27 protein-coding genes are annotated in these 25,273 nt (G+C 73.1%); 9 read left to right on the forward strand and 18 right to left on the reverse strand.

The features are described from left to right. Positions 1-63: 63 nt before the first annotated feature. Complete coding sequence (locus OG514_RS25475) at positions 64-1,428, forward strand: hypothetical protein (protein ID WP_266898615.1); 1,365 nt, start codon at positions 64-66, stop codon at positions 1,426-1,428. 7 nt (positions 1,429-1,435) lie between these two features. Here OG514_RS25475 and OG514_RS25480 read toward each other — a convergent pair whose 3' ends face one another. After that, a complete protein-coding gene (locus OG514_RS25480) occupies positions 1,436-2,281 on the reverse strand; it encodes a methyltransferase domain-containing protein (RefSeq protein WP_266898617.1) in 846 nt (281 codons plus the stop codon). 91 nt (positions 2,282-2,372) lie between these two features. Next, positions 2,373-2,891, reverse strand: coding sequence for a GNAT family N-acetyltransferase (locus OG514_RS25485; protein ID WP_266898619.1), 519 nt, complete (start codon positions 2,889-2,891; stop codon positions 2,373-2,375). A gap of 280 nt (positions 2,892-3,171) precedes the next feature. Here OG514_RS25485 and OG514_RS25490 point away from each other — a divergent pair, with 280 nt between their 5' ends. From OG514_RS25490 to OG514_RS25500, 3 genes are all read left to right on the forward strand, one after another. Beyond that, the gene (locus OG514_RS25490) at positions 3,172-4,428 is read left to right on the forward strand and encodes a sulfite oxidase (RefSeq protein ID WP_266898621.1); all 1,257 of its coding nucleotides are present in this window, start codon (positions 3,172-3,174) and stop codon (positions 4,426-4,428) included. A 131-nt stretch (positions 4,429-4,559) separates the two neighbouring features. Beyond that, positions 4,560-5,792 carry an aminotransferase class I/II-fold pyridoxal phosphate-dependent enzyme gene (locus OG514_RS25495; RefSeq protein WP_266898623.1) on the forward strand — a complete coding sequence of 411 codons (1,233 nt, stop codon included), beginning with the start codon at positions 4,560-4,562 and terminating at the stop codon, positions 5,790-5,792. Positions 5,793-5,919: 127 nt separating this feature from the next. Next, positions 5,920-6,978: an MBL fold metallo-hydrolase gene (locus OG514_RS25500; protein ID WP_266898625.1), complete on the forward strand. Its 1,059-nt coding sequence runs from the start codon at positions 5,920-5,922 to the stop codon at positions 6,976-6,978. Here the strand turns inward: OG514_RS25500 and OG514_RS25505 are convergent. Then, complete coding sequence (locus OG514_RS25505) at positions 6,958-7,623, reverse strand: DedA family protein (protein WP_266898627.1); 666 nt, start codon at positions 7,621-7,623, stop codon at positions 6,958-6,960. The genes OG514_RS25500 and OG514_RS25505 overlap by 21 nt on opposite strands. A 34-nt stretch (positions 7,624-7,657) precedes the next feature. Further along, on the reverse strand, positions 7,658-8,437 hold the full coding sequence (locus OG514_RS25510; protein ID WP_266898629.1) for an MBL fold metallo-hydrolase: 780 nt from the start codon (positions 8,435-8,437) through the stop codon (positions 7,658-7,660). A 136-nt stretch (positions 8,438-8,573) separates the two neighbouring features. Here OG514_RS25510 and OG514_RS25515 point away from each other — a divergent pair, with 136 nt between their 5' ends. The 4 genes from OG514_RS25515 to OG514_RS25530 all read left to right on the forward strand — a co-directional run bounded on the left by OG514_RS25515 (position 8,574) and on the right by OG514_RS25530 (position 12,144). After that, positions 8,574-8,990 (forward strand): hypothetical protein, encoded by a 417-nt coding sequence (locus tag OG514_RS25515; protein ID WP_266898631.1) that lies wholly within the window; start codon positions 8,574-8,576, stop codon positions 8,988-8,990. 173 nt (positions 8,991-9,163) lie between these two features. Then, the gene (locus OG514_RS25520; RefSeq protein ID WP_266898633.1) at positions 9,164-11,305 is read left to right on the forward strand and encodes a phage holin family protein; all 2,142 of its coding nucleotides are present in this window, start codon (positions 9,164-9,166) and stop codon (positions 11,303-11,305) included. Positions 11,306-11,474: 169 nt separating this feature from the next. Then, entirely contained in the window at positions 11,475-11,858 is a 384-nt protein-coding gene (locus tag OG514_RS25525) for a hypothetical protein (RefSeq protein WP_266898635.1), read from the forward strand. Between the two features lie 64 nt (positions 11,859-11,922). Beyond that, positions 11,923-12,144 (forward strand): hypothetical protein, encoded by a 222-nt coding sequence (locus tag OG514_RS25530; protein WP_266898637.1) that lies wholly within the window; start codon positions 11,923-11,925, stop codon positions 12,142-12,144. A gap of 234 nt (positions 12,145-12,378) precedes the next feature. Here the strand turns inward: OG514_RS25530 and OG514_RS25535 are convergent, their stop codons facing one another. From OG514_RS25535 to OG514_RS25575, 9 genes are all read right to left on the reverse strand, one after another. After that, positions 12,379-13,560, reverse strand: coding sequence for a low temperature requirement protein A (locus OG514_RS25535; RefSeq protein WP_266898639.1), 1,182 nt, complete (start codon positions 13,558-13,560; stop codon positions 12,379-12,381). 272 nt (positions 13,561-13,832) lie between these two features. Continuing rightward, positions 13,833-15,002, reverse strand: coding sequence for a tyrosine recombinase XerC (locus tag OG514_RS25540; RefSeq protein WP_266898641.1), 1,170 nt, complete (start codon positions 15,000-15,002; stop codon positions 13,833-13,835). A 67-nt stretch (positions 15,003-15,069) separates the two neighbouring features. Beyond that, on the reverse strand, positions 15,070-15,297 hold the full coding sequence (locus tag OG514_RS25545) for a DNA-binding protein (protein WP_266898643.1): 228 nt from the start codon (positions 15,295-15,297) through the stop codon (positions 15,070-15,072). A 297-nt stretch (positions 15,298-15,594) separates the two neighbouring features. After that, positions 15,595-17,136, reverse strand: coding sequence for a YfjI family protein (locus OG514_RS25550; RefSeq protein WP_266898645.1), 1,542 nt, complete (start codon positions 17,134-17,136; stop codon positions 15,595-15,597). Next, complete coding sequence (locus OG514_RS25555; RefSeq protein WP_266898647.1) at positions 17,133-17,435, reverse strand: hypothetical protein; 303 nt, start codon at positions 17,433-17,435, stop codon at positions 17,133-17,135. The genes OG514_RS25550 and OG514_RS25555 overlap by 4 nt, the downstream gene beginning before the upstream one ends. Further along, on the reverse strand, positions 17,432-18,346 hold the full coding sequence (locus OG514_RS25560) for a bifunctional DNA primase/polymerase (protein ID WP_266898649.1): 915 nt from the start codon (positions 18,344-18,346) through the stop codon (positions 17,432-17,434). Before OG514_RS25560 ends, OG514_RS25555 begins: the two co-directional genes overlap by 4 nt. Next, the gene (locus OG514_RS25565; protein WP_266898651.1) at positions 18,343-19,071 is read right to left on the reverse strand and encodes a DNA methylase; all 729 of its coding nucleotides are present in this window, start codon (positions 19,069-19,071) and stop codon (positions 18,343-18,345) included. Before OG514_RS25565 ends, OG514_RS25560 begins: the two co-directional genes overlap by 4 nt. 85 nt (positions 19,072-19,156) lie before the next feature. After that, positions 19,157-19,519 carry a hypothetical protein gene (locus OG514_RS25570; RefSeq protein WP_266898653.1) on the reverse strand — a complete coding sequence of 121 codons (363 nt, stop codon included), beginning with the start codon at positions 19,517-19,519 and terminating at the stop codon, positions 19,157-19,159. Beyond that, positions 19,503-19,784, reverse strand: coding sequence for a hypothetical protein (locus OG514_RS25575; protein WP_266898655.1), 282 nt, complete (start codon positions 19,782-19,784; stop codon positions 19,503-19,505). The genes OG514_RS25570 and OG514_RS25575 overlap by 17 nt, the downstream gene beginning before the upstream one ends. A 63-nt stretch (positions 19,785-19,847) precedes the next feature. Here OG514_RS25575 and OG514_RS25580 point away from each other — a divergent pair, with 63 nt between their 5' ends. Continuing rightward, complete coding sequence (locus tag OG514_RS25580; protein ID WP_266898657.1) at positions 19,848-20,174, forward strand: hypothetical protein; 327 nt, start codon at positions 19,848-19,850, stop codon at positions 20,172-20,174. A gap of 34 nt (positions 20,175-20,208) precedes the next feature. On the opposite strand, the gene OG514_RS25585 is transcribed toward OG514_RS25580, so the two are convergent. From OG514_RS25585 to OG514_RS25605, 5 genes are all read right to left on the reverse strand, one after another. Then, entirely contained in the window at positions 20,209-20,685 is a 477-nt protein-coding gene (locus OG514_RS25585; protein WP_266900959.1) for a hypothetical protein, read from the reverse strand. 239 nt (positions 20,686-20,924) lie between these two features. Next, positions 20,925-23,018 carry a hypothetical protein gene (locus OG514_RS25590; protein ID WP_266898660.1) on the reverse strand — a complete coding sequence of 698 codons (2,094 nt, stop codon included), beginning with the start codon at positions 23,016-23,018 and terminating at the stop codon, positions 20,925-20,927. A 2-nt stretch (positions 23,019-23,020) separates the two neighbouring features. After that, entirely contained in the window at positions 23,021-24,634 is a 1,614-nt protein-coding gene (locus OG514_RS25595) for a hypothetical protein (RefSeq protein WP_266898662.1), read from the reverse strand. 80 nt (positions 24,635-24,714) lie between these two features. Beyond that, a complete protein-coding gene (locus OG514_RS25600) occupies positions 24,715-24,930 on the reverse strand; it encodes a hypothetical protein (protein WP_266898664.1) in 216 nt (71 codons plus the stop codon). A 14-nt stretch (positions 24,931-24,944) separates the two neighbouring features. Further along, on the reverse strand, positions 24,945-25,265 hold the full coding sequence (locus tag OG514_RS25605) for a hypothetical protein (protein ID WP_266898666.1): 321 nt from the start codon (positions 25,263-25,265) through the stop codon (positions 24,945-24,947). Positions 25,266-25,273: the final 8 nt, after the last annotated feature.

The raw sequence follows: 25,273 nt of genomic DNA on the forward strand, positions 1-25,273 counted from the left end.
GGGAACAGGCACCCCTCGCGCCGACGGGCGCCCGTTCCGCACAGGAGGCAGGAGGTACGGGAAATGGCGCGCACACGCGAGGTCTACTCCTACGACTACGCGACCGACTTCGGGCTCAGCGGCTTCGCCGGCGCGCTGTGCGCCCGTGCGACGCTCCGCCTCGACGAACCGGTCGTGCTCGATCTCGCCGAGTCCGAGGCGGAGGACGACGACCACCAGCTCGGCGGGGACGTACGCCTCCTCCTCGACTCGCCGCTGCCCGACGAGGTGCTCCACACCGTGTGGCTGGCGGCCGGACGCCGCTGCTTCGACCCGGCCGAGGAGGGTGCGGCCCAGCAGGGCGCCGTCGAGCGGGGCACCGCCGAACAGGGCATCGCCGAGCACGGCACGGGCACCCGGGGCTGGCTGGAGCGGGTCGCGGAGCTGTGCCCGCCGCGCGCACCGGAGCGCGACCCGTACGAGGCGAAGTCCCTCGACGATGCACGGCCCGTGGTGCCGGAGGGGGAGCTGCGGACGGCCGTGGTGGCGGAGATCGAGTCCGCCGCGGCCGGTCTTGAGCTCCGCGTCGCCGTACCGGGGATCGTCCCCGCCCTCCTCCGGGTCGTGCGCCAGGCGGATGCCGACCTCGGGTTCCGGCTGTTCCTGAGGACGCTCAAGGCGTACTCCGTGCCCGTCGACGCGGATACGTACGAGCGGCTGCTCGCCCTCGGGGACAGGCTGGCCTACCCCCGGGCCGCCGTCCATGACGAGCTGACCGTGCGCTGGCGTCCTCTCGATCCGGGCCTGCGCGACTTCGCCTCCGGCCGGTTCGGGCTGCCGATGCTCGCGGCCGCTCTCCACGGGTCGGCATGGAGGTACGGCGGCAGCCCGCGCGAGCACATCCAGCGGATCGCCGACGACGGCCAGGGCCGCGCCCCGGGTGCCTACGCCGCAGTACTCCTCGACGACGTGTGGCGCCTCCTCGACTCCGCCCTTTCGAAGCAGGCGATCGGTCTGCTCTGGCGGACCGCGGCCGGGCGCCTGAACGTCCTGGACGAGGACGAGGACGAGTTCGACGCCGACGGGCGGGACTGGCTCGACCAGATCTCCCAGGTGTGCCACGCCCACCTGGCGGAGGTCGACCCCACCTACGCGCCCTTCCTGGCCCCTGCCAGGACCGAACTGACGGAGGCGGTGCTGCGAGAGGTGCGCGAGGCGGTCCACGTCGGGGCGGGGCAGGTACGAGGGGCGGCGCGGGTCCTGGAGGACGTGGTCACGGCGGTCGACCCGGACCTCGGCTTCCGCCTCCTCCTCCAGGTTCTGACCACGTACGAGATCCCCGTCGGCGAGGCCCGGCGCGACCGCTACCGAGCGCTCGCCGCGCAACTCGGTTTCAGCGAGGACCACGTGGACGACCGACTGCCCGACGATCGCCGCGGGGTCTCGTAGCCGCCCCTCAGGACACCCGGCACAGGATCTCGCCGTGCGGGACCATGAACCACGCGTCCTCCCGCGTGCCCCACTCCCGCCAGGCCTCCGCGATCGACGTCAGCTCGGCGGCGGTCGCGTGGCCGCCGGACACGGCCAGGTCCGCGTAGTCGGAGCCGGTCGTACGGTCCGCCCACAGACCGCTCCACCAGGCACGCTCGTCGGGCGTGGCGAAACACCAGGTGGCGGCCGTCGTCGTGATGTCGGTGAAGCCGGCCTGCCGCGCCCAGGAGAACAGGCGCCGTCCCGCGTCCGGTTCGCCGCCGTTCGCGCGGGCGACCCGGTGGTACAGGTCCGACCAGTCGTCCAGGGCGGGCCGTTCGGGGTACCAGGCGAAGGCGCCGTAGTCGCTGTCGCGGGCCGCCACGACACCGCCGGGGCGGCACACCCGCCGCATCTCGCGCAGCGCCTGGACCGGGTCGCCGACGTGCTGGAGCACCTGGTGGGCGTGGACGACGTCGAAGGAGTCGTCGGGGAAGTCCAGGGCATGGACGTCGGCGACGGCGAACCCGACGTTCTCCAGGCCGCGTTCGGCCGCCACGGCACGGGCCTTCGCCAGCACGCCCTCGGCCGCGTCGACCGCGGTCACCCGGCCCGGCGCGACCAGCGCGGCCAGGTCGGCGGTGATGGTGCCGGGTCCGCAGCCCACGTCCAGGACGTCGAGGCCGGCCGAGAGCGCGGGCAGCAGATAGGCCGCGGAGTTGGCGGCGGTCCGCCAGGTGTGCGAGCGCAGGACGGACTCGTGGTGACCGTGGGTGTAGACGGCCGTCTCATGGGCCGCGGGGTGCGCGGAAGGGGCGGAGGCATGCGTCATCGAAGCGACTCCCTCGGTGTGGGTGCGTGCTCACCACCGTACGCACGAATGTCGAATGATGAGACCCGTGTCTTGGGATGTGGACACTGGTTCAGGTGAACAGGTCGCGCCGGTACCGGAGTTCGTCGAGGGTCCGGCCCCCTGTCTCCTCCTGTACGACCTTGCCGTCCGGTCGCCAGCCCGCGGCCTCGTAGAAGCGGCGGCCCCGCGTGTTCCCCGCGAGCACCCAGAGCGCCGCCGTGCGGAACCCGGCCTCCACGAGCGCCTCCGTGGAGGCCGCGAGGAGGGCCCGGCCGACTCCGGTTCCCCACACCTCCAGCAGGGCGTAGAGGGCGGCCAGTTCGGCCGTGGTCCCCGGGGCGAACTCCTCGTCCGGCCAGGCCCGGAAGCAGGAGAAGGCCCGCACCTGCCCGCCGGTGTCCGTCGCGACCAGGACCGTGGGCCGGTCCGGGGCCGTGAGACGGGCCCGCCACACGACGGTCCGCTCCTCGACGTCCAGGGCGTCCAGATACGGGCGGGGGAGCAGGTCGCGGTAGGCCGCCCGCCAGGACAGGACGTGCACGGCGGCGACGGCCGCCGCGTCCTCGGGAAGGGCTTCTCGTACGGTCATGCGGCATTGTCGGCCGACCGGCACCCCGGCCGCCTCCGTAATTCGGGCGCCGGCCCCCTCGGCAGCCGCTGTCGGTCCGGCCGCGCGCGCCGGGCCCCGTTGCCGGCCGCCGACGCAGGTGCGGACGTCGTTTTGGCAGGCCCGCCGGCCCGCCGTCCGCGCCGACCTGACGAACCCCCTGTGACAGCACCGTGAACGGACCGTCCGGACCGCCTCCGCGCGCCTAGGATCGGCCGCGCCGCCGCCCGGTGGCGCGCCTCCCCCTGTGCCGAGGAGTCCCGTGTCGAACTCGCCCGCGCCCGTCCGCCGCTCCCTGCTCAAGGTCCTCGCAGCGGCCCCCGCGGTCTCCGCCCTCGGCGGGCTCGCCACCGCCGCGCCCGCACACGCGACAGCCCGGACCGGCGGAGCCACCGGCCCCGCCGGTCCGCCACCCCCGTCCGGGGCTCCCCTCGCCGCGCCCGGCATCGTCAAGGCCCTCCCCGCCGAGTACTTCACCGTCCGGGGCACCAACGCCGAGGCGCGCTTCGACGGCTTCGGGGACACCGGTTCGCTCACCCCCGTGGACCGCTTCTTCGTCCGCAACCACACCACCACCCCCGTCCTCGACGCCGCCGACTGGCGGCTGACCCTCTGGGGCGACGGACTGCACGGCCGCAGCCCCGTCCACTTCACGTACGGACAGCTCCGCGACCTGCCCTCCGTCACCCGTACGGCCCTGATCGAGTGCGCCGGAAACGGCCGCAGCCTCTACGCGAGCCAGCAGGGCGAACCGGTCACCGGCACCGCCTGGACCCTCGGGGCCGTCGGAGCCGCCCGCTGGCGCGGGGTGCGCCTCGCCGACGTGCTCCGGCGGGCCGGGATCGCCCGCGACGCCGTCGACCTCCAGCCGCGCGGCCTCGACGACCCGTACGTCTCCGGCGGCGTCGACCACGGCCGGGTGCGGCGCCCGCTGCCGGTCGCCAAGGCCTTCGACGACGTGATCCTCGCGTACGAGATGAACGGCGAGCCCCTCCCGTACGACCACGGTCACCCGGTCCGGCTCGTCGTGCCCTCCTGGGTCGGCATCGCGTCCGTCAAGTGGCTCGGCGACATCGAGGTCTCCACCCGCCCGCTCACCTCACCCTGGTCCACCGACTGGTACCGCCTCTTCGGCCCCGCCCACCCCGAGGGCGGCTCCACCCCGATCAGCCGCCAGACGCTCAAGTCCGCCTACCAGCTGCCCTTCGGTGCCACGCTGGAGGCCGGACGGGTCCACCGCCTGACCGGCCGCGCGTGGTCGGCACTCGCGCCCGTCCGGACGGTGGAGGTGTCCACGGACGGCGGGGCGCACTGGCGGCGGGCCCACCTCCACGACACGCCTCGGCGGGACGGCTGGGTCCGCTGGAGCGTGCCGTGGCACCCGCGCGGCACCGGGCCGGTCACCCTGCTGTCGCGCACCACCGACACCGCCGGCAACACCCAGCCCGAGCGGGCCGTCCACAACACCCAGGGCTATCTCTTCAACGCGATCGTGCGACACCCGGTGACCGTCGTCTGACCCCCTGGCGGAGCCCCGCTCACCGTTCGTCGCCCGAAGCGACGCCTGGAGCGGCGGAACCGCCCGAACCTTCGTATAAAGGGCACGGGGGTGCCGTGCCGGCGCCCCCGTGCGCTCAGGAGGTACGGGACATGCGGCAGACGGCTCCGGACGGCCGTGGCCCGGTGCGCTACGGCCCTCCCGCCCCCGACACCGGCCTCCCCGTCCTGCCGGGGCTCGCCGGACTCCTCGCGGCCGCCGCCGGACGGACCACCCCCGAGCCGCCCGGCGGCGGCCCCGTCCTGCGCGAGGCCGCCTCCGGCTACTGGTGGCGCCGGGGCCTGCGCACCCACCCCGAGGACGTCGTGGCGGGCCCGGGCGCCCCCGCGCTGCTGCTCGCCCTGATCGCCGCCCACGGCGGCGACCTCCTCCTGCCCCGGCCCTGCCCCGCCTGGTGGACCCCGCAGGCCCGCCTCCTCGGCCGCCCGGCGTACCACGTGCCGACCCCCGCCGAATGCGGCGGCGTCCCCGACCCGTACGCCCTCCTGGAGACCGTCCGGCGGATCCGCGCCGAGGGCGGCACCCCGCGCGTCCTGCTGCTCTCCGTCGCCGACGACCCCACCGCCACCGTCGCCCCGCCCGAACTGGTCCGCGAGGCCTGCGAGGCCGCCGTCGCCGAGGGCCTGCACGTCATCAGCGACGAGACCTGGCGCGACACCCGCCATCACCCCGAGGACACCGTGTTCCTCAGCCCCGCCGAGATGTGCCCGGACGACGTGACCGTCCTGTCCGACCTCGGCGGCGCGCTCACCCCGGCCGCCTGGCCCTGCGCCGTCGCCCGTTTCCCGCCCACCGACCCGTCCCGCGCCGACCGGTGGACCGACCGCAGGGCCCGCGTCCTCGACGTGCTCACCGCCCTCGGGGCCGTCGTCCCCGGGCCCGTCGCCCCCGCCGCCGCGCACGCCCTCGACGAACCCGAGGACGTCACCGTACGGGCCGGGCGCGCGGCCGCCGTCCACGGGCGTCTGGCCGCGGCCGCGCACCGCGCCGTCCTCGCCGCCGGGGCCCTCGCCCGGCCTCCGCAGGCCGGCCGCCACCTCTACGCCGACCTCGGGCGGCTGCGGGCCGGTCTCGCGGCCAGGGGCGTCACCGACTCCCTGGAGCTGGAGAGTCATCTCACCGCGCGGCTCGGCGCCCCGGCGACCGGCGGCCACCGCTTCGGCGACGAACTCGGCGCCCTGCGCGTCAGGTTCGGCACCGGCATGTTCCTGGGAAGTACGGAGGAGGAGCGGGCGGAGACGCTCGGGGCACGCAACCCGGAGGAGCTCCCCCATGTGGCGAGGAGACTGGCGGAGTTCGGAGGAGCCCTGGAGGAACTCCGGTGACAGAGACCCGGGATGACCTCCGACGGCAGCCCCCACCCCGTACCGCGCCAGGGCGTAGCGCCCCGCACCGGTGGAGCCCCGCCCGCCCCGCACGATCCGCACGAGCCGCGCAGAACGGAGCCCGCAGATGACGGAACGGACGGCACACCCCGCGCGGGCCGCACAGGCCCCGCACCAGCCCGATCCCGCCACAGCTCCGGCTCCCTCGCCCGCCCCCGCCCCCGTCCTCCAGCCCCTCGGGCGGCTGCGCCTCGACTGGCCGCGCACCTTCGCCGACCGGCTCACCGCACCCCTTCCCGGCGTGCGGGCCCTGGCGCGCCTGGCCCGCGAGGGCGCCGTACGACCCCGTCCCGAAGGCCTCCGTGACATTCCGCTGCTGCCCTTCGAGCCGGGCCCGCTGCCGCCCGCCGGGCCCGACACCCTCGCCATCACCTGGGCGGGGCACGCCAGTTGGGTGGTGAGGCTGGGTGGGCTCACCGTCCTCACCGACCCGGTCTGGTCCCGCCGCATCTTCGGCACCCCCGCCCGGCTCACCCCCGTCGGCGTCCGCTGGGAGGACCTGCCGCGCGTCGACGCCGTCGTCATCAGCCACAACCACTTCGACCACCTCGACGCCCCCACCCTGAAACGGCTGCCCCGCCACACCCCGGTCTTCGTCCCGGCCGGCCTCGGCCGCTGGTTCGCCCGCCGCCGCTTCAGCCGGGTCACCGAGCTCGACTGGTGGGAGGCGGCCGAACTCGACGGCGTGCGCTTCGACTTCGTCCCCGCCCACCACTGGTCCAAGCGGACCCTCCTGGACACCTGCCGCTCCCTGTGGGGCGGCTGGGTGCTCACCGACCGGGCCGGGCGACGCGTCCACTTCGCGGGGGACACCGGCTACGGCCACTGGTTCGGCGAGATCGGCCGCCGTTACCCCGGCATCGATCTGGCGCTGCTCCCCATCGGCGCCTATGACCCCCGCTGGTGGCTCAGCGACGTCCACACCGATCCGGAGGAGGCGGTCCGCGCCCACCAGGATCTCGGGGCGCGGCGGATGGCCCCCATGCACTGGGCGACCTTCGTCCTGTCCTCCGAACCGGTCCTCGAACCCCTCACCCGGGTCAGGACCGCCTGGGAGCGGGCCGGGCTGCCCCGGGAGGACCTGTGGGACCTGCCGGTCGGCGGCTCACGGGTGCTCGTGGCCTGACACCTCGCCCACCTTCGCCCGCCCCCGGAGACGCCGCCACAGGGCGGGCACCGCGCTGATGAGCACCGTGAGGCCCACCGCGGCGACGACTCCCTGCCAGGGCTCCGGGAAGAGCGAACCGCCCAGGATCCCGATCAGCTGGTACGTCGCCGCCCACGCCAGACAGGCCGCCAGGTCGCCCCGGACGAACCGCCGCAGCGGCATCTCCGACAGCAGGCACGCCAGCATCACCGGGATGCGCCCCGCCGGTACGAGCCGGGACAGCACGAGCACCGACACCTGATGGGTGTCGAGCCGCTCCTGAGCGTGGGCGAGCCGGTCCGGCGTCACCCGGCCCCGCAGCGAGGCGAGCCACCGCGAGCCGTTGCGGGAACGGACCCCGCGCTGCCCGAGCCAGTAGAGGACGGTGTCGCCGAGGAGCGCGGCGAACGCGGCCACCAGGAACACGAAGAGCAGCGAGAGCGGCGAGGACTGGTGGAAGGCGACCACCGCCGCCGAACTGACGATCGCGCCCGTCGGCACGATCGGCACGAGCGCCCCGAGCGCCACGAGGAGGAACAAGGAGGGGTAGCCGACGGCGTGCTGCGTCGACTCCGGCGGCAGCTCCCGCACCACCGCCGCGATCCCGGTGAGCCCATGGATCACCGGGCGACCTCGGGTCGCACCGTCGTCGCGCGCCTCACCGGGCGACCTCCGGCCGCACCCGCTCGCCGTGGGCGAGCAGATGCACCGCCACCTTCGGCGCGAGCCGCGCCGCGTGCCGTACGAACTCGTCCCCCGGTGCGTGGAACTCGTGCGGCCGGATCCCGTCGAGCCCGATCGGCCAGTACGTGCCGTAGTGCACAGGTACCGCCGCCGCGGGCGACAGCGCGGCGAGCGCCTCGGCGGCCCGGCCCGCGTCCAGGTGGCCGTGTCCGAGGTACGGGCCCCAGCCACCGACCGGCAGCAGCGCCACGTCCACCGGTCCCACCGCCTCCGCCATGCCGTCGAAGAGCCCGGTGTCGCCGGCGAAGTAGGTCCGCGCCTCGCCCTCGACGACGTATCCGAGTGCGGGCGCCCGGTGCGGTCCGACCGGGAGTCGCCGCCCGTCGTGGAGCGCCGGCACGGCCCGTACCGTGACGCCCTCGACCGTCACCGTGTCACCCGCCTCCACCTCGGTCAGCCGCAGCCCGTTCCCGTCGAGCCTGCGCAGCCCCGGTACGGCGGCGGGAGCACCCCGCGGCACGACGAGGAGCGTCCCGGGCGCGAGCCGGGCCAGCGAGGGCAGGTGCAGATGGTCGGAGTGCAGGTGCGAAACGAGGACGACCTCGGCGACCGCGGCCTCGGGCGGCGGCAGGGCCCCGCGCCGCCGCCGCAGATGCGCGAGCCGCCGGGCGAACAGCGGATCGGTGAGGAAGCGGACCCCGGAGTCCTCGACCGTGCAGGTCGCGTGACCCCACCAGGTGACCTCCACCGGCATGCCGCCTTCCGTCGTCGCGGGCGCCGGCCGCCGTTCACGATGTCCGCGGTCGTACCCTCACTCCGTATCGAGGGTAAATGTCCGGAGCGTGCGCCGGAGGATGTTCGACCGTGCCGTCCCGCAGTAGGGTCGGCCCATGGACGACGTTCGGGTGGCGGCGATCGCCAGCCTCACCCCGCTCGAAGAGCTGGACAGCGACCCCTTTCTTGTCGACACGCGCGGTCAGCACGCGGTGTGCGCCCGCTGGGCCGACGACAAGGGGTACGTGGTCGCCCGCCAGCTGCTGTTCTACGGGATCCGGCCCGACCACGAGGCGCTGTGGGCGGACGTGGAGGCAGGGGCGGTCGACCTCTTCGTCGCCGCCAACGAGCGGGTCCTCGCGCGCGCGTTGACCTCCGTGCCCGGTTTCCGCGCCGAGTGCGCGCGGCGCGGGGTACGGGTGGAGACCGCCTGTCCCGACGAGCCGGCGTACGAACCGACGTACGACGCGGCGGCCAAGGCGGGGGTGCACCGGAGGCTCTCCATGCCGACGGCCGGGTACGACGGCTGCTGAGCAGTCGTACCCGGTACGACAGCTGCGGAGCAGGCCCCGTTCCTCCTCCGCACACGACCGCCCCGACGTGCGACCTGACACACCCGGGCCGGGCGCCGTCGACCCGTTTTCCCCGCCGATCGTGGGCGTTGTGCCACGCTTGAGGCAGGAAACGGGCGAAAGGTGAAGCGGGCGTGGGTGACGGGCGATGGGGTGGCGCCGACCGCTGGCGGTCCGCGGGCAGTGCACTCGGGCGGGTGATCGTGGTGTGGGCGGTGTCCACGCTCACGATGCTGATCCTCGCCGGGCTGCTTCCCGACTTCGAGCTGCAGTCCGCCGACGGCGACAGCTTCACGAGGACGGCGCTCACCGCTGCCGCGGCGGCCGGCGCGTTCGGTCTGCTCGGCGCGCTCGTGTGGCCGGTGATCGTGCGGGCCCTGCTGCTCGTCCCGGCCCTCGTCCTCGGCCTGCTCGTCTTCTTCCTCAACGGTTCCATGCTGCTCGTCGCGCTCTGGCTGATCCCCGACGGGCGCGGCGCCGCGAACCCCGAGACCGCCGTCGTGGTCGCCGCCGTCATGTCCGCCGTCGCCTCGGCGACCTCCACCGGCCTCGCGGTCCGCGACGACGGCGCCTATCGGCGCCGTCTCTACCGGCTGACCGGCCGCACCCGGCCCCGTGCGTCGGACGACGCACCCGAGCAGGTCCCCGGCACGGTCTTCCTCCAGCTCGACGGCGTCGGGCACCACGTCCTGCGCGGCGCCGTCGCCGACGGCCTCATGCCGACCGTCGCGGCCTGGCTGGACGCCGGCCACCACCTCACCCCCTGGCGCACCGACTGGTCCAGCCAGACCGGCGCGAGCCAGCTCGGCATCCTGCACGGCTCCAACGAGGACGTGCCCGCCTTCCGCTGGTACGAGAAGGACACCGGCCGCCTCATGGTGTCGAACCGCCCGGCCAGTGCGGTGGAGCTCCAGCGCCGGGCCGTGCGCCGCACCGGGGACGGCGGCCTGCTCACCTTCGACGGGGCCTCGCGCGGCAACCTGTTCAGCGGCGGCGCCGACCAGCTCGCGCTCGTCCTGTCGATGGCCGCCCGGCGCGGCTCGCGCAACCGTTCGCGCGCCGGCTACTTCGCGTACTTCTCCGACCCGGCCAACGCCGTCCGCACTGCCGGATCGCTGGTCACCGAGTGCGTCCGCGAGATGTTCCAGTCCACCCGGGCGCTGCTGCGCCGCGAGACCCCGAGGGTCTCCCGCGGCGGCACGTACCCCTTCGTCCGCGCCTTCGCCACGGTCGTGGAGCGGGACGTCGTCGTCTCCGCCGTGATGGGCGACATGCTCGCCGGACGGACCGCCGTCTACGCCGACCTCGTCGCCTACGACGAGGTGGCTCACCACTCGGGCCCGCACGGCCGGGACACCGACCAGGTGCTGCGGCGCCTCGACCGCTCGATCGGGCTGATCGCCACCGTCGCCGAGCACGCCCCCCGCCCGTACCGGATCGTGCTCCTGTCCGACCACGGGCAGAGCCCCGGCGAGACCTTCGAAGGGGCGTACGGGCTGACGCTCAAGGAGCTGGTCAGGGCGGGCTGCGGCCTTCCGGTGCCGCGCCGGGTGCGCCGGACCCGCAGCGGCTCGGAGGCGCGCGACGCGGCCAGGGACGCGCTGCGTCTCGCGCTGCACCGGCCGGTGGACGAGACCGGCGAGACGGCACGGGAGCTGCCCGCCCGGCCCTCCGAGCCGGTCGTCCTCGCCTCCGGCAACCTCGGTCTCATCTCCTTCCCCGACGTGCCGCACCGGATGACCCGGGAGGAGATCGACCGGCGCCATCCGGCGCTGCTCCGCACCCTCGCTCACCACCCGGGCGTCGGCTTCGTGCTCGTGGCGAGCGCCGAGCACGGCTCGGTGGTGCTCGCCCGCGACGGCGCGGAGGTGCCGGTCGCGGAGCTCGACGACGGGGGACCGCTCGCCGTCTTCGGGCGGGGCGCGGCGCGGGCGGTACGGCGTACGGACGGCTTCCCGCACGTCGCGGACATCATGGTCAACTCGATGTACGACCCGGCGACCGGGACCGTGCACGCCTTCGAGGAACAGATCGGGTCCCACGGCGGCCTCGGCGGCGAGCAGTCGCACCCCTTCCTCCTCTCGCCGCCGGAGCTGTCGCCGCCCGTCGGCGCGGGGGAGGAGCTGGTCGGCGCGGAGCACGTGCACCGGGTGCTGCGGCGCTGGCTGCGCGAGTGCTCGGGGCCGCAGGTGCCGCTGGAGATTTCACCGCCCGCAGGCGGATCGGAATCACTTCTTCCGGTCGACGGGCCGGTCGCGCAGGACAAGAACCACTGATTCGTACGTCCTGACGGCCGACACGATCGCGGTACGACGGTGGTGCGGCCGCCGCGCGACCCGACGATGTGGTGAATCGGTGAACAAAGGGCCCCGCTCTTAGGCCGCACGGGCGGATCTCGGCCCCGGAGCGCCGTGCCGCGACCCCGACGGGGCAGTACGGATCTCCGTGAGCCCCGCGCCCGACCCGACCCCCGCGCCCGCCACCCCTGCGGGCCGCCCGGCGCGCCCGGACCCCCGAGGGCGCCGCTGGATCGTGCTGCTCCTCGTCCTCGCCGCCCTGTTCGGCACCGGGGCCGGCCTGCTCACCGGCGGTGCCGAACTCCGGCCCGCTGCCGCTTCCCCGGCGTCCGACCCGAGCGGCGAGACCCACGAGCCGGCCGCCACCGAGGCCGGACTCCCCGGCCGCTCCCGACGGCACCGGACGGGCCTCCGCCCGGTCCGGCCCCAGCGCCTGTGGCGCGGCGCCGGAAGGCACCACAGGACCCCGGCCCCCGCCCCCGTACCCGCCCCGCGTGGCGACGCGCTCCGGTGCGTGGTGATGCGCTGCTGAGAGGCCCATGCCTCCCCGCAGTCCCCCCAACATCACCCCCCCCTGCACCACGAGGAGCTTCGCCATGCCCGTCGACCCGTTCGCCGTTCTCCAGGCCCTGCTGCGCGCCGAGGCCTCCCGGGCCCAGCGATCCGAACGCCCGGCGCCCGACCCCGCCGCCCCGGCCGCGGAGCCGGCCCCCGCCCCCGCCCCGGCGCCCGAGCCGCTCACGTTCCGGGACGAGCCCATGTACGGGAAGGAGGCGTACCGGAAGGAGTCCACGTACCGGGAGGGCCCCGTCCGCTGACCCTCCGTCACGCCCCGACGCGGGCCACGGCGAAATCCGATTTGCGTACCGGTGTTCGGGCGTACGAGGGTGTTCCGATGACCTCGACCGACCGGAACACCAGCCCCGATCGGTCCGCCGGACCCGCGTCCGGCGAGGAGCCGGAGACCGCGCGGGGCCCCGAGGCCACCGCCGGCGCCCCCTGCCTCTGCCCCCTTGGCCCTCTGCCTCTGCCCCCTCTTCCGGCCCTCTCCCTCAGGCCGCTTCCACGGCCTCGAACGTCCGGGCCCGCCGGCGGCCGTGCAGCCAGACCAGGGCCGCCACGACGGTGGCGAGGGCGACGAGCGCCACCATGGCCGGGACGAGGCCGACGAGCGGGCCCGCCGCCAGACAGCACACGCCGCCCGCGGCCAGGGCGGTCGGCCGCCGGCCCGTGGTACGCAGCACGATCGCCGCCGCCCCGACGAGGTACACCCCGACGCCACCCGTCAGCGACCAGGCGACGACCCCGTGCAGCGGCTCGGCGAGGCCGTAGTGGCCGGTGTCGGCGACCTGTTGGAGGACCTTCTTCATGCCGAGCGCGCACAGCACCACGCCCGCGACCAGCGGAAGGTGCAGGAAGGTGTACACGTCCCGTGCGAACCGCGTGCGGTCGTCGCCCCGGAGACCGGCGAGCCGGTGCTCGGCCGCCTCGCCGAGCTGCCGGAAGTACAGCCGCCACAGGCCGGCCGACAGCAGCAGCCCGGCGGCCGAGGCGCCGAGCACGGCGAAGGTGAGCGGGAGTCCGGAGACGCCGACGCCCATCGCGACGATCGACTCACCGAGCGCGATGATCACGATCAGACCGTGGCGCTCGGAGAAGTGCCCGGGGGAGTTGACCCGCCAGCCGGAGGAGCCGGTGACGAAGATGCCGAGGTAGTCGACGACCACCGCCCCCAGCCACAGCAGGAGTTGGACCCGTCCGCTGTACGCGCTGCCGATCAGGAGCAGCACCAGCGGCGGGACGACGGACGTCAGGGCCGTACGGCGCAGGGTGGCGCGCAGGGTGGGGTCGCCGGGGCTGGAGATCCAGTACGAGGCCAGGTGCAGCACGCGCACCGCCCCGTAACAGAGCACGAACACCAGTGGCGCCGACAGCCCACCCGGCTCGTCCGCGAACACGTCCGGGACGGCGAGCGACACGATCAGGACGACGGCCATGACCGTGACGAGGACCCCGAACAGGGCGCCGGAGTCGGCCCGTACGACATTCCCCAGCCAGGCGAAGCAGCACCAGCACCACCACAGCAGCGCGAGCACGACCATCGCGCCGACCACCCGCACCGGCGAGGGAGCGGCCGCCATCAAGGCGGTGACCTGGGTGATCGCGTACACGAACACCAGGTCGAAGAAGAGCTCCGCGGGCGTCACCGCGTGATCGTCCCCGGTGGCCACCATGCGAGCCCGTTCCCTGTTCCACGCCATGTGTCTCTCCCCCTTCGGGGAGGCCACTCCCGGCCACCCCGGCGCGAACAATACTCACGCCGGGCGACCGGCGACGCGGTGTTCCGAAACCGGCCGGAGGGCCCCGGAACGCCGCCCCGTCGCACGCGCATTACCTCGCACGTAACGCCTTGGTTCGCGGCTGGGCACCGTGCCCGCAGGTCACAGCCATCGACTAGCGCCGGAAGGGCGGCGGGGGAGCCAAGTAGGGAGCCACGGCAGACCAGTTACGCCTCGTCGGGTCGGAAGATCTCATCCATGGCTTCCGCCCCCTCCGTGATTACGGGACGGAGCTGCTTGCGGTAGACCGTCTCCGTCGTCGCGGTTCCACTGTGACCGACCAGCCTGGCGATGACTTCGATCGGCGTCCCGTGATCTGAGAGGAGGGAGACGAAACTCGTTCGGAGCTCTCGGGTCGTCCAGGCCTTCGGTGTCGAGAAACCGGAGCTCTTGAGCAGGGACCGCAGCTCGCGCAGGACGTTCGTTGAACTCCGCTGCGTGCCGTCGGAGTGGCCAAAGACAAGCCGCTCCTCGGACCACTCGACCCCGCCGGCGACGCACTCTTCCTGCTGGGTCTGGCGATGCCGTGTCAGAACAACAGCCGCATGATGAGGCATGGTCAGCGACCGCTTGCTCTTGCGTGTCTTCGTCTCGCCCTTCTTCCTGACCGACCGCCAGACATCGACGTAAGGGCGGTCGTCTCCATCGGTATCGATGTGGACATGCGACCAAGTGAGGGGCCGCTCTTCCTCCGTGCGGACACCCACGAGCAACGCCAGCACTACATAGGCGTGAATCCAGCTTCCCTGCCCGGTGTGAAGGACGGCGTGTGCCTCTTCCAAGGAGAGGGACTTACTGGGACGGCCCTCCTTCCCCTGCGCCAGTTCGACGAACTCGACTACGTTTCGCGTCACTTTCCCGTCGCGTTGAGCCAGAGCGATCGACCGGCGGAGAACGGAACGGATCCTCTTCAGAGTCTCATGAGAGACCTCTTCGGACTTCGCAGTCAGCCACTCGTCGACCTCGTCGGAGGAGAGCTCGTGAACCTTGGCTTTCCCCAGGTCAGGGATGACGTGGTTCTTGGCCAAGCTTCGGTACGTCTTGATGCTGCCTTCGTCCCGGCCGCGCAACCCACGGTTGAGCCAGGTGTTCACGACGGTCTCGACGGTGTTCTTCGCAGAGGACTGAACGCCCGCCTCCAGCTCCTTCCTGAGCTTGCGAAGCTTGCTTCGAACTTCCGTCTTCGTCTTCCCTGAAACCTTCGTACGTCGTCGAGTCCCGTTCGGTTCGTATCCGAGCGAGATGGCTCCGATGTATCGGTTCTTGGACTTGTCCCAGTAGATCGAGTCCTCACCGTTCGCTGCCTTCCTGCGCGGTGTGGGTTCGCTGTTGGTCAAAGTGTGAGGGCCTCTCGGAAACGGCGGAGGCCGCGCCTAACGGCGCGGCCTCCGAGGTGTCGGCTTGTCAGGCGGCGTCGGCTTCGCGCTTCAGCAACTCGATGTACTCCTCGATGTACTCCGTGGGTACGAGTCGGCGCCGGCCGACGCGAACGGTCCGGAGGCGGCCGAGGCGGATCTCCTCCCACGCGGTGGTGCGCTCGAAGCCGAGCACGTAGGCGGCGTCGAGAACGGGGTGGAGGCGCCGCTGGAGCGGCATGGAGGTGACGGGCTCGGGCGTCGTGGTGGTTGCCATCGGGCTCCTTCAGCTCGGTCCGGGGCGTGAGAACCCCGGAAAGTGCTGACAGAACTGACAGAACCTCGCCATGTGGCCGTTGACCTGCGGGTTTGGTCGTTTCCAGCGTCGTGACAAAACCTCAAGAAACTCTGACAGAACCTCCGGGTGGGGGTTCTGTCAGTGCGGGGCCCTCGGGCGGGGTCGAGGTTTTGTCAGAGTTTTCGGAGGTTTTGTCAGAGCTCCGAAAGTGGCTGTTTCCGCAGGTCATGTGGCTGGTCGGGAGGTTCTGTCAGTTCTGTCAGAGGGTGGGGGGTTTCAGGCGCCAGGGGTGGTGCGGGGGTGGGTCTCGTAGCGGGGGGAGGGCGGCCGGCCACCGCGTCCGCTTCGGGGCGGCGGGGGCTGCTGGCGGACCCAGCCGTGTTCCTCCAGGAGGGCGAGCGCGGGTTCGAGGTCGCTCATGGCGGGGAAGTCGCCGCGGGCGAGGCCCCGGAACAACTCCCGCTTGGTGAAGGTGGCGGTGCGGGTCTCGCGCAGGTGGGTCAGAAGGGTGTGGGCGGTCTCCTGGGCGGGGTCGGCGCCCATGGCGTCGAACACGTCGAGGGCGTGGGCGGTGAAGTAGTCCCCGAGGCGGGTGGCGGCGGCCATCGTCTCGGCGGCGATCGGCCGCGTCCACGCGTCGGCGGGGTGGGCGGCGAGGTGGAGGAGCCCGGCGATGCGAGCGACGGCTCCGTCGCGCTTGCTGGACCACTTGATGATGGGTCTGAGGGATCCGCCCTTGTCCTGGCGGGACTCGGTGACGCGCTGGTAGGCGAGGAGCACCGCGTCGGCCTCGGCTGTGAGTGTGAGCTCGGAGGGCTCGGTCCAGGCCGCGAGGGTCAGTGCGAGGTGCCCGAGCTTCTGGGCGTAGGCGGCGGCCGTGTCGGCCGAGAGCAGCGCTGGGGTGAGGTTGCGGCGGCCGACGAGGGACTCGGGCTTGGAGTAGAGGAACCGGGCGAGCAGGCCGCGGCCGTCGGCGCCCTTGATCTGCCCGATGGAGTCGAGGACGTCGGGCTGCACGGCCAGGCCCATGGTGATGGCGGGACGTTCGATGTGCTGGGCGTCGCGGCCCATGCGGTTGACCCGGACCATGTCGCCGGCGTGGCCCTTGAGGAAGATCCCCATGTTCGGCGCGCCGGAGTAGCGTCCGGCGATGATCTCGAAGATCTCGCCCTCGGGGGACAGGATGCCGATGCGGCCGTCCTGCTGGGCGAGGGTGGTCGTCAGACTCTCGGCAGTGATGTCGTCGGCGACGAGCTGTGGCTCGGCGGGGATGGTGGCCTGCTCGGCCGCTTGGGAGAGTGAGACAGCCTCGGCAGTCAGCCCGGCCCGCTTGTCCGACTCGGCGTTCGCGGCCTTCGCCGCGGCTTTCTCAGCGGCGGCCTTCGACATCCGCGCCGATGCGGCGGCCTCGGCCCGCTGCGGGGCGGTCAGCTCGACGAGGGCTTTCTCAGCCGCGAGGAGAGGCTGCGTCATGAGGGAGAACACGGCGCTCTTGCGGTTGCCGGGCGGCAGGGCGACGGCGGTGTAGAGGTTGACCGGCTCGCGCCACTGGCCCCGGACGTGGACGACGACGCGTCCGCCGGCGGCGGTGCCGAGGACGGCCAGCGCGAGGCACCCAGCGAGGTCGACAGGGGTCTGGGTCTCCTCGGCCACCTCGGCGGCCATGGTGCCGAGCCAGTCGGGTAGCGCGTCCACGGGGAAGACGGGGAGTTGGCCGCGCGGGGTGAGGGGTACTGGCTCGTCCCAGACGGGCCCGGCGACGTCCTCGGCGGTCATCTCCTCAAACCCGGCCCAAAGCTCAGGGTCATGCGTGCTCATGCGGCTTCCCTTCCTTCGGTCAGGAGCGGGCAGAGGGCCCGGTGGGCGGCGTGGTCGTCGACGAGGGCGAAGACCCGGCGGTGTCCGACGGCGAACAGGTCGCGTCTGCACTGGCAGCGGGACGTGGCCGTGGGGATGGTGTTGCGGTCGGGCAGGGTGATGTGGAGCATCCCGACGATCCGGGGCCCGGCGGTCGGGCGCGGGTCAGGACCAGAAAGGACGCCTTCGGCGACGACCGTCGGCGCGCTACTGCTGTGGGTGGTCGGGGCCGGTTCGGCGGAGCGGGGGTGGTGGGTCATTGGGCACCGGACAGGGCGTTGCGGGTGCTGCGGCGGATGCCGTCGCGGATGCTGGATGCCGTCCGGGACGCGGTGAGGCCCTTGGCAAGCGCGGCTTCGGTGAGCCGGTCGGTGACCTCCTGCTCCGAGAGGCTTCCGGCGGCGATGAGGCGTCCGAGCGCGTACGCGGCCCGGTAGAGGGTGAGGTTGTGCTCGCCGTCCGGGGCGGCGTCCAGCTTGGCCAGCTCGCCGTTCATGGCGGCGGTGGCGTACCGGTCCGCGCGCCCGATCCCGGCCCGCAGCGTGGCCACGGACAGGGGTGCGGGTGCGGGCGGCGGGGTGAGGAGGTCACAGAGCCACGTGGGGAGGGGGATCGGGTCCACCGCGTTGACGACCTCGTACGGCCGGCGGTGGACCACGCTTCCGGGGGCCACCACGTACCCGCCCCAGGCTCGCGTGTCGACCTTCCACCCCAGACGCCCCGCGCTCCCACGTAGCCGCTTTCCCTCAGGCGCGGTGAAGTACAGGTGCAGCCCGCCGCGCCCGGTGCGCACGGTGTACGTGTCGGCCGGTACGGGATGTCCCGCGCGCTCGCAGACGGCCGCGAACACCTCGATCCCGTCCCGGAATCCCTCCCACTCCGGGGGCGCTGCCTTGTCTGCGGCCTTCGGGAGGTCCAGGTCGACCACCACCAGCCCGGCCGGGCCGGTGGCCAAGCCGACGTTGTAGGGCTTGTGGGTCCAAGCGGCCATGATCTGGACCCGGTCGGTGGTGGCCCGCTCCTCCGGCGTGCGGTGCCCCGCCACGCACCGGCCGGTGCCGGGGCAGCGCTCCTCGGCGTGACCGGCGGGTCGCTTGTCGCCGGGCCGGAGCGGGAACACCGGCCAGCCGCGCGCGGCCGCTTCCAGAGCGGCGTCCAGGAACGCGTTCATGCGGCCACCGCCTTGCGGGTCTGGGCGAGGAAGGCGGCACCGATCCAGCGGGTGTAGGCCGGGGGGATGGCCTCGGTGAGTTCCTCGCGGACATCGGTCCAGTCGATGCCCATCGCAGCCTGAAGCTCCGGAACGGACGGCTTCCCGCCGCCGTTGCCGTATGCGGCGACGTAGGGGCCGTCGAAGTACTCGCCGTGCCGCCACCCCCGCACCCGGCCCCGATGGGGGACGTGCACGGGCTGGGCGACGCTCCAGCGGCCGAGTTCGAAGTTCCGGTGCCGCAGCACGCCGAGACCGAACTGCTCGCCGCACAGCCACAGGTCCTTGCGGATCTCCGCCTTGCCGTTGGGCTGCTCGATCACGTACGGCAGCCCGGACGCCTCCAGCAGTTCCCGGGTCGGAGGCACCAGGTCGACATGGGTTCCACCCCAGCCCTTGGACTTGTTCGTGCCTACGGTCAGTGCGCACTTGTCCTGACAGGGCGGGGAGGAGTGGATGAGCGCGTACCGCTCGATCTCGCCGGATTCGATCAGGGCGGAGAGGTACTCCAGGGCGTCGGCCTGGACGAAGGTGAAGGGGTAGTTGGGGCGGGGTCGGATGTCGACGCCGTGGACGTCGAGTCCGGCCCAGTTGTAGCCGCGTCCTGCGCCGCCGGCGCAGGAGTACAGGTCCAGCAGGAGCGGCCGGGCGGCGCGCTCTCGCCGGATCGGGGTGGGTTGGGTCATGCTGGAGACCTCCACAGGTCTGTTGAGGATCGGGAGATGAGGGCGGCCCCGGACTTTTGCCGAGACGGGGCCGCCCTTCGTGCTGCTAGGCGGCGAACAGGTCGCGTTGCCCCGGCTCGAGGTCGATGTCGACGGCGGCGGGCGGGGCGTCGGTGGTGACCGGGGTGAGGACGGTGACCCGCTGGTCGGTGATGGGGCCGTCGTTGTGGAACCGCCAGGTGCCGACGTCGTGCTGGGGCCGGTTCAGTCCGGGTCGGGTGTAGCGGCGGGGCTCTCCGGGGTGGGTGGCGTTCCAGTCCTCGGCGCACACCTTGTGGACGGGCTCTGAGGCGTGGGACCGCATCGGGGTGGGCCTGCCGCACAGGCAGCAGGGCCGGTCCTGGGTGTGGTCGAAGTGCCGGGCGTCGCCCCAGTTGAGGTTCATGGCCGGGTCAGAAGGGCGGTTCATCGGAGTACCCGCCGGGTCCGCGCGGGTTGGTCACCGGGGTGCGGTGGCGGGGCAGGGACGGGAGCGGGAGGAGGACCCAGCGGCGGTTCGCGTCCCAGCAGGCGCAGGTCTCCCACTCGGCGTACTCGCGGTAGGAAGGAAGGTCGTTGAAGGCGCGCACGTAGTCGCCCCACCCCTCGCACGCCTGGCACTCGGGCTGAGGGGTGTCGGTCAGGACCAGGGCCCGTCGGGGCCCAGCGGCCACGGTGAGGCGGAGTCGGCTCATGCGGGCCTCCTAGGCGGGGGTGCGGGTGGGGAGGATCGGCTGGTTGATGTGGCGGTGGTGGGTGTGGACGTAGTCGTCGAGTACGGACAGGTCGGCGGCGAGGAGTTCGGCGACGGCGACGGAGCGGCGCCGGCCGCCGTAGCAGTGGACGTGGACGTCGATGTGCTGTTCGACGTCCGCGATGCGCTGCTCGACGCTGCGGCGGGCGGTCTCGATGAGGTCGTGGGCGCCGGGGGTGGCCAGGACGTAGGCGGCGACGTCGGGTGCCGTCCGGTGAGCTGGGTCAGCGTCTCGCGGACGGTCGGGTCGGCGGGCGGGTTGTGCAGCGCGGTGGTGTCGACGACGACCGGGTCGGGCACGGTCGGGTCGTCGCCGTGTCCGGTGCCGTAGGAGGTGATCCGGATGTGGGCCATGCGGGTGCTCCTCAGTGGTGGTTGATGGTGCCGTTGGCGCGGCCGAACAGTCCGGTCGCGGTGATGTTCTGCGTGATGTGCGTCGTCGAGCTGGTCCCGCCACCGCTGCCGGTGGTCCGGCGGGCGGTGCGGATGAGGACGGGGACGACGATGACGGCGGCGACGACGAGTGCGGCGGCGGACCAGAGGGCGTGGCTCATGGCGATGAGTCCCGGTGCGGCGTAGGAGAGTCCGATGCCGGCGGCGGCGATCCCGCCTCCGACGGTGGGCGCGAGCAGGGCGGTGGTCTTGGCCCATGCCGGGATCGGTTGCGAGGCAGCCGCGGGGGCGGTGGGCGTCGGGGTGGGCTGGGTGTAGGCGAGGGTGCGGACGCCGTTGGGGAGGGTGACCCAGTCGACGCCGGGCGGGATCTCCGCGGGCAGGATCACCGGCTGCTGCACCGCGGCGGGGCGGTGGTGCGGGTCGCCGTAGCGGGTGGTGGGGGTGATCTCGTACGGGGTCTGGGAGTGCACAACTCGGTCCCTTCAACGGCGGCGGGCGGCGCCTCTTGGTGAGGTGCCGCCCGCCGGGCCTGGTGACGCTGCGTGGATCTAGTGGTCAGTGGACAGTGGCTACTGGATAGTGGAAACAGCCCAGTTCAAGACCCCTGAGTGTCCAGTAGAGGGCCTCTCTACTGGCTAGTGGAAAGTTTCCAGTGACCACTGACCAGTAGCTCTCTGTGCCGCTGTCAGGCGTGGTCCGGGTGGACGTAGACGGAGTGCGGACCCCGGTCGCGGTAGACGAGTTCGCCCCGCTCTGCCGCTGCCTTGAGTACCGCCCGGACGCCGTGCCGGCTCCGCCCGACGGTGTCCGCGACGGCGGAGGGCTTCATGCCGTCCGGCCCGGCGGCCTTGATCGCCTCGATGGCGGCGGGCAGCCAGTCCGGGCCGCCCTGGTCCTCCCGGTCCTTGCGGAGGGCGGACAGGTTGAGTCCGGCGGGCGGGGGCTCGTCCTCGGCGCCGGTGTCGGGCTCGGCGGGAGTGCGGCCGTACTCGGCGTCGACCAGGGCCATGAACCGGGCGTCGATCGCGTTCTCGTCCAGGGTGGACGCGGGGGCGGGCGGCCGCTCGTCGCGGTGGGCGGACAGGTTGAGCCCCGGCCGTCCCGGAGTCTCCTCGGTAGCCGTGGGGTTGTCCGTGGTGGTGAGGGTGTCGCGCATCCAGGCGGTGCGGGCCTGGTCCCAGCGGCGGGCGTAGTCGGGTCCGGCGGCTTTGGCGGAGGTGTCGTCGAGGCGGGGGTGGAGGGCGGCGGTGGCGCGGACGATGTCGCCGATCTGCTTGGGCTTGATCCGCCAGGACTTGAACAGCCCGGCCGGGGACTCCGGCGTGCCCATGAACCCGGCTCCCTTATACGGGGCCTGGGAGACCTTCAAGCCTCGGGCTCCGGGGAAGACCTTGGACAGGTCCATGCCGTCGACCTCCCCGCCCGTCAGACAGACACGGGCCTTCGCCTCACGCCGGATCATCAGGTTGCCCAGCACCGAACCCGTCGCCCCAAGAGCGGTCAGGACGGTGCGGATGCCCATGGCCCGCAGCAGCCGGATGACCTCCAGGATCTTCGCGGCCAGCTTGCGCATCTTCGGGTCGCTGCTGGCGAGGATCTCGGCGCCCTCATCGATCACGATCATGATCTGCGGGATCTGAGCGGAGACTGGCAGCAGGTCGGTGTCGGCCCTGGCCATGAGGTCCTGGTAGGCGACCTTGCGGTGCTTGCCGATTCGCACGGCCGCGTCCAGCATCAGCGACGCTTCCTCGTAGGTGGCGGCGAGCCAGTCGACCCCCGGACGGATCGCCTGCCCCTCCTGCCCGGTGGCGAGGGCGGGGCGGATCCAGGGCAGGCCGGCGGATCCGGCGTTGAGGTCGATGACCCAGGTCAGAACATCGGTGGCGCGGGCGAACCCGGCCAGGATGGTGTGGACGAAGTTCGTCTTGCCTGACCCGGTCGGCCCGACGATCAGGCCGCACTGCTCGCGCAGGTAGGCCAGCACCTCCCGCCCGTCCGGCCGCACCCCCCACGGCAGCCCCGTGTGCAGGGACAGCGGCGTGTAGTCGGTGGGGTAGACGATCTCGCCGACCAGGACGTTGACGGTGGTGACGTCGATCAGGACGCGGCCCTGGTCGATGCCCTGGGAGGCGGTGGCGGTGCAGCCGTGCGGGAGACGGGCGTCGGCGGACAGCTGCGCGCTCGCCTGAGCGATCCGCTCGTAGGTGACACCGCCCGGAGGGAGTTCGGCGTCGATGGTGAACCCGGTTCCGGTCGGCCACATCTCCACGGCGAGGACCCGCAGGGTGATCCCGCCGCACACCCGCTGGACCCGGTCGACCCACTCCGCGGCGATGGCACGCCGTTCGGCCGACAGTTCACGCGACACCTGCCGTTCTGCGGCGGCGATGGTCTCCAGTTCGCGGGCTTCCTCGTGGAGGAGGGTGGAGCGGGCGGCGGCGCCGATGCCGACGCCGAGGGTGGCGAGGGAGCCGAGGGCGGTCCAGGTGAGGGGGCCGTGGGTGATGGCCCAGGTGGTCCATCCGGCGCCGAGGAGCCAGGATGCGGCGCGCATGGAGATGGTGCGGGCGGCGAGGCGTTCGCGGAGGCTGGTGACGGTGTGGCCGATCGCTCCGGCGGCGCCGGCGGCGAGGGCCCATCCGGCGGGCATGCCGGTGGCGGCGCCGGTGGTGGCGAGGGCGAGGGCTCCGGTGGTGGCGGACAGGGCGCCGGTCACGGGTCCGTGACCGGCGGCCCAGTCCCACACCGGCCCCGTGGTGGTGGCGGTGTTGGCAGGCATGATCAGACGTTCCATCCCTTCTCGGCCTCGGGCCCGTTGCGCGGGTCCTCGTGACGGGCGATGTCCTGCTCGTGGGCCTGCCGGAACAGCGGCCCCATGTCCTCCGCGACCGCGACCGCGCTCATGAGGGCGCCGTAGATGTCGCTGAAGCCGTCCGCGACCTCCTTCTCCAGCGGGAACTCGGAGTCGGCGCGCTCGGCCAGGATCTTCATCACGTTCGCCACGCTCGTGAGGGCGGCGGGGAGCCCTTCGACCATGGCGAGGATCTCCATGGCGTCCTCGGGCTCGTAGCTGTTGGCGGCCGCTTCCATCTCCGCCGCGTACTCCTCGAACCGGAAACCCGACACGATCTCTCCCTCGCTGTTTCCACTGGTGGGCGTGGTGGGGACGACACCGGCCGGACGCTCGGCCGTGTCCCCGATCTGCTCGCCGTCCTGCTCGGCCGCCTCCGCGTCGGCGGCGGCCTCATCGGTCTCCCGCTGGTCGCGGATCGCCTCGTCGCGGCCCTCCCGCTCGGCGAGGGCCTGCTTCATGAGGCGGGCGTAGAGGCGGCGGCCGGGGTTCTGCAGCCAGGCCCAGCCGAGCTTCCGGCCGAGCGGGGTCGTCAGCATGCCGACGATGCCGAGCGCCCCGGCGAGCAGGGCCGCGAGGAGGCGGCGGCCCTGGAACCGGGCGGCGGATTTCCACAACTGCTTGCGGGCCTGGGCCCGCGCCGGGGCCTTGCGGACCTCCGACCGCTGCTCGGCGACCTTCCCGGCTGCCGAGGTGTCACGGGACTTACGCAGCCGTCCTATGGCCGTCCCACGGGCGGATCCGATGTGGCCGGCGGCCTTACCGACCGTCCGGCCGACCGGTCCCTTCCTCGCGGCGGCGGTTGTGCGGGCGGTGTCCTTCGCGGCCCGGCGTGCGTCGGCGACCTGACGGCGAGCCGTTGTGGTGTCCGCGCGCCGCTCGGCCTTCGACGGCGAGGCCGTACGGGCCTGGTCACGCAGCGCTTTGACCTGCCCGACCCGTCCCCGCGGCTTCACCGACGAACCGCCGGACCCCTTGCCGGACGCCCGCCCCTTCAGGCCGGAGACCTTCGACCCGGACGCGGCCGAGACCCCGACCGGGCCGCTGTTCTTCCGGCCGCTGCGCTGACCGGCCGAAGGCCCACTCGCCGAGCGGAGCGTGCCCGACGCGGCCCCGGAGCGAGCGGACTTCCGCCCCTGAGCGGAGGAACTCGCTCCCGCACGGGTCCCGGAGGCGGAAGCGCGGTTGGGCTGGGACGGGACTCGTCCCGCCTCACCGCGCGCGGTGCCGTGCTTGCCCGCCTTCGCCTGCCGGGCCTGCTTGGCGGTGGTCTTGTTGGTGCGGGCGGTGATCGCGCCCAGAACGACGGCGCCGGTCGCGGCGACGGCCGCCGCGATGGGCCCGCCGACCAAGGCGGCCCCGGCGAGGAGCGTCACCGTGGCGTTCGCGCCGGTCAGGGCGAGCGGAACGACCGGCCACCCACCCGCCGTGTGCTGCACCGCTTCGGCCGGCGCCACCGTCTCGGTGGTGGCGGGCGGCGGGGACTGGGGCACGTCCGGCGGGGCCTGCTCGCCCACTACCGGCTCGATGCTGACATCGGTCATGCTTGCTACCTCCCTAGGGAGACGAGAGGGCCCGGCCGGGACTGTGGAAGGAAGCGGCCGGGCCCTTGTGAATGTGCAGGTCAGAGTGCGTTGGACTCCAACGCGAAGAACGTGACGTTGGCGCGGGCGAAGTCCGGGCGGTCGGCCGTCACGTGCTTCCTCAGGAAGACGTAGACGTCGTACCGGGTGTCGGCCGTGCCGGGGGTGACCGTGCCGGTCCAGGTCGCCATCTCCCGGCCGGGCAGGTCCAGGGTCAGGACGTAGTGGTGCGTGCCCTGCGGCTGCTCGTTCTGCATGGTGAACCTCCGGCTCAGGGACGGGGGATGCGGTGGTCGGGGTGGGCGGCGGCGGCTTCCTGCCAGCGCCTGTGCTCGGCCGGACCGGCCCAGCGCAGGCGGGCGGAGAACGTGCAGCCCGGCATCGTGCACCCGTACGTCGACTCGCTGAGCGAGTGGGCCGCGAGGGAGGCGAGCGTGATCAGCCCGGAGGCGATCGCGTAGCCGCACGACGCCGACAGCCAGAGCGGCACGGCGTAGGAGTCCAGCCGCAGCGCGACCCAGAAGCCGTAGGCGACGGCCGCGAGTCCCGCGCTCGCCATGATCGTGTTGTGGAGCCGAATCTTGGTGTTCACGAGGAACC

This window comes from Streptomyces sp. NBC_00572 (assembly GCF_026341815.1).
Taxonomy (GTDB): Bacteria; Actinomycetota; Actinomycetes; order Streptomycetales; family Streptomycetaceae; genus Streptomyces.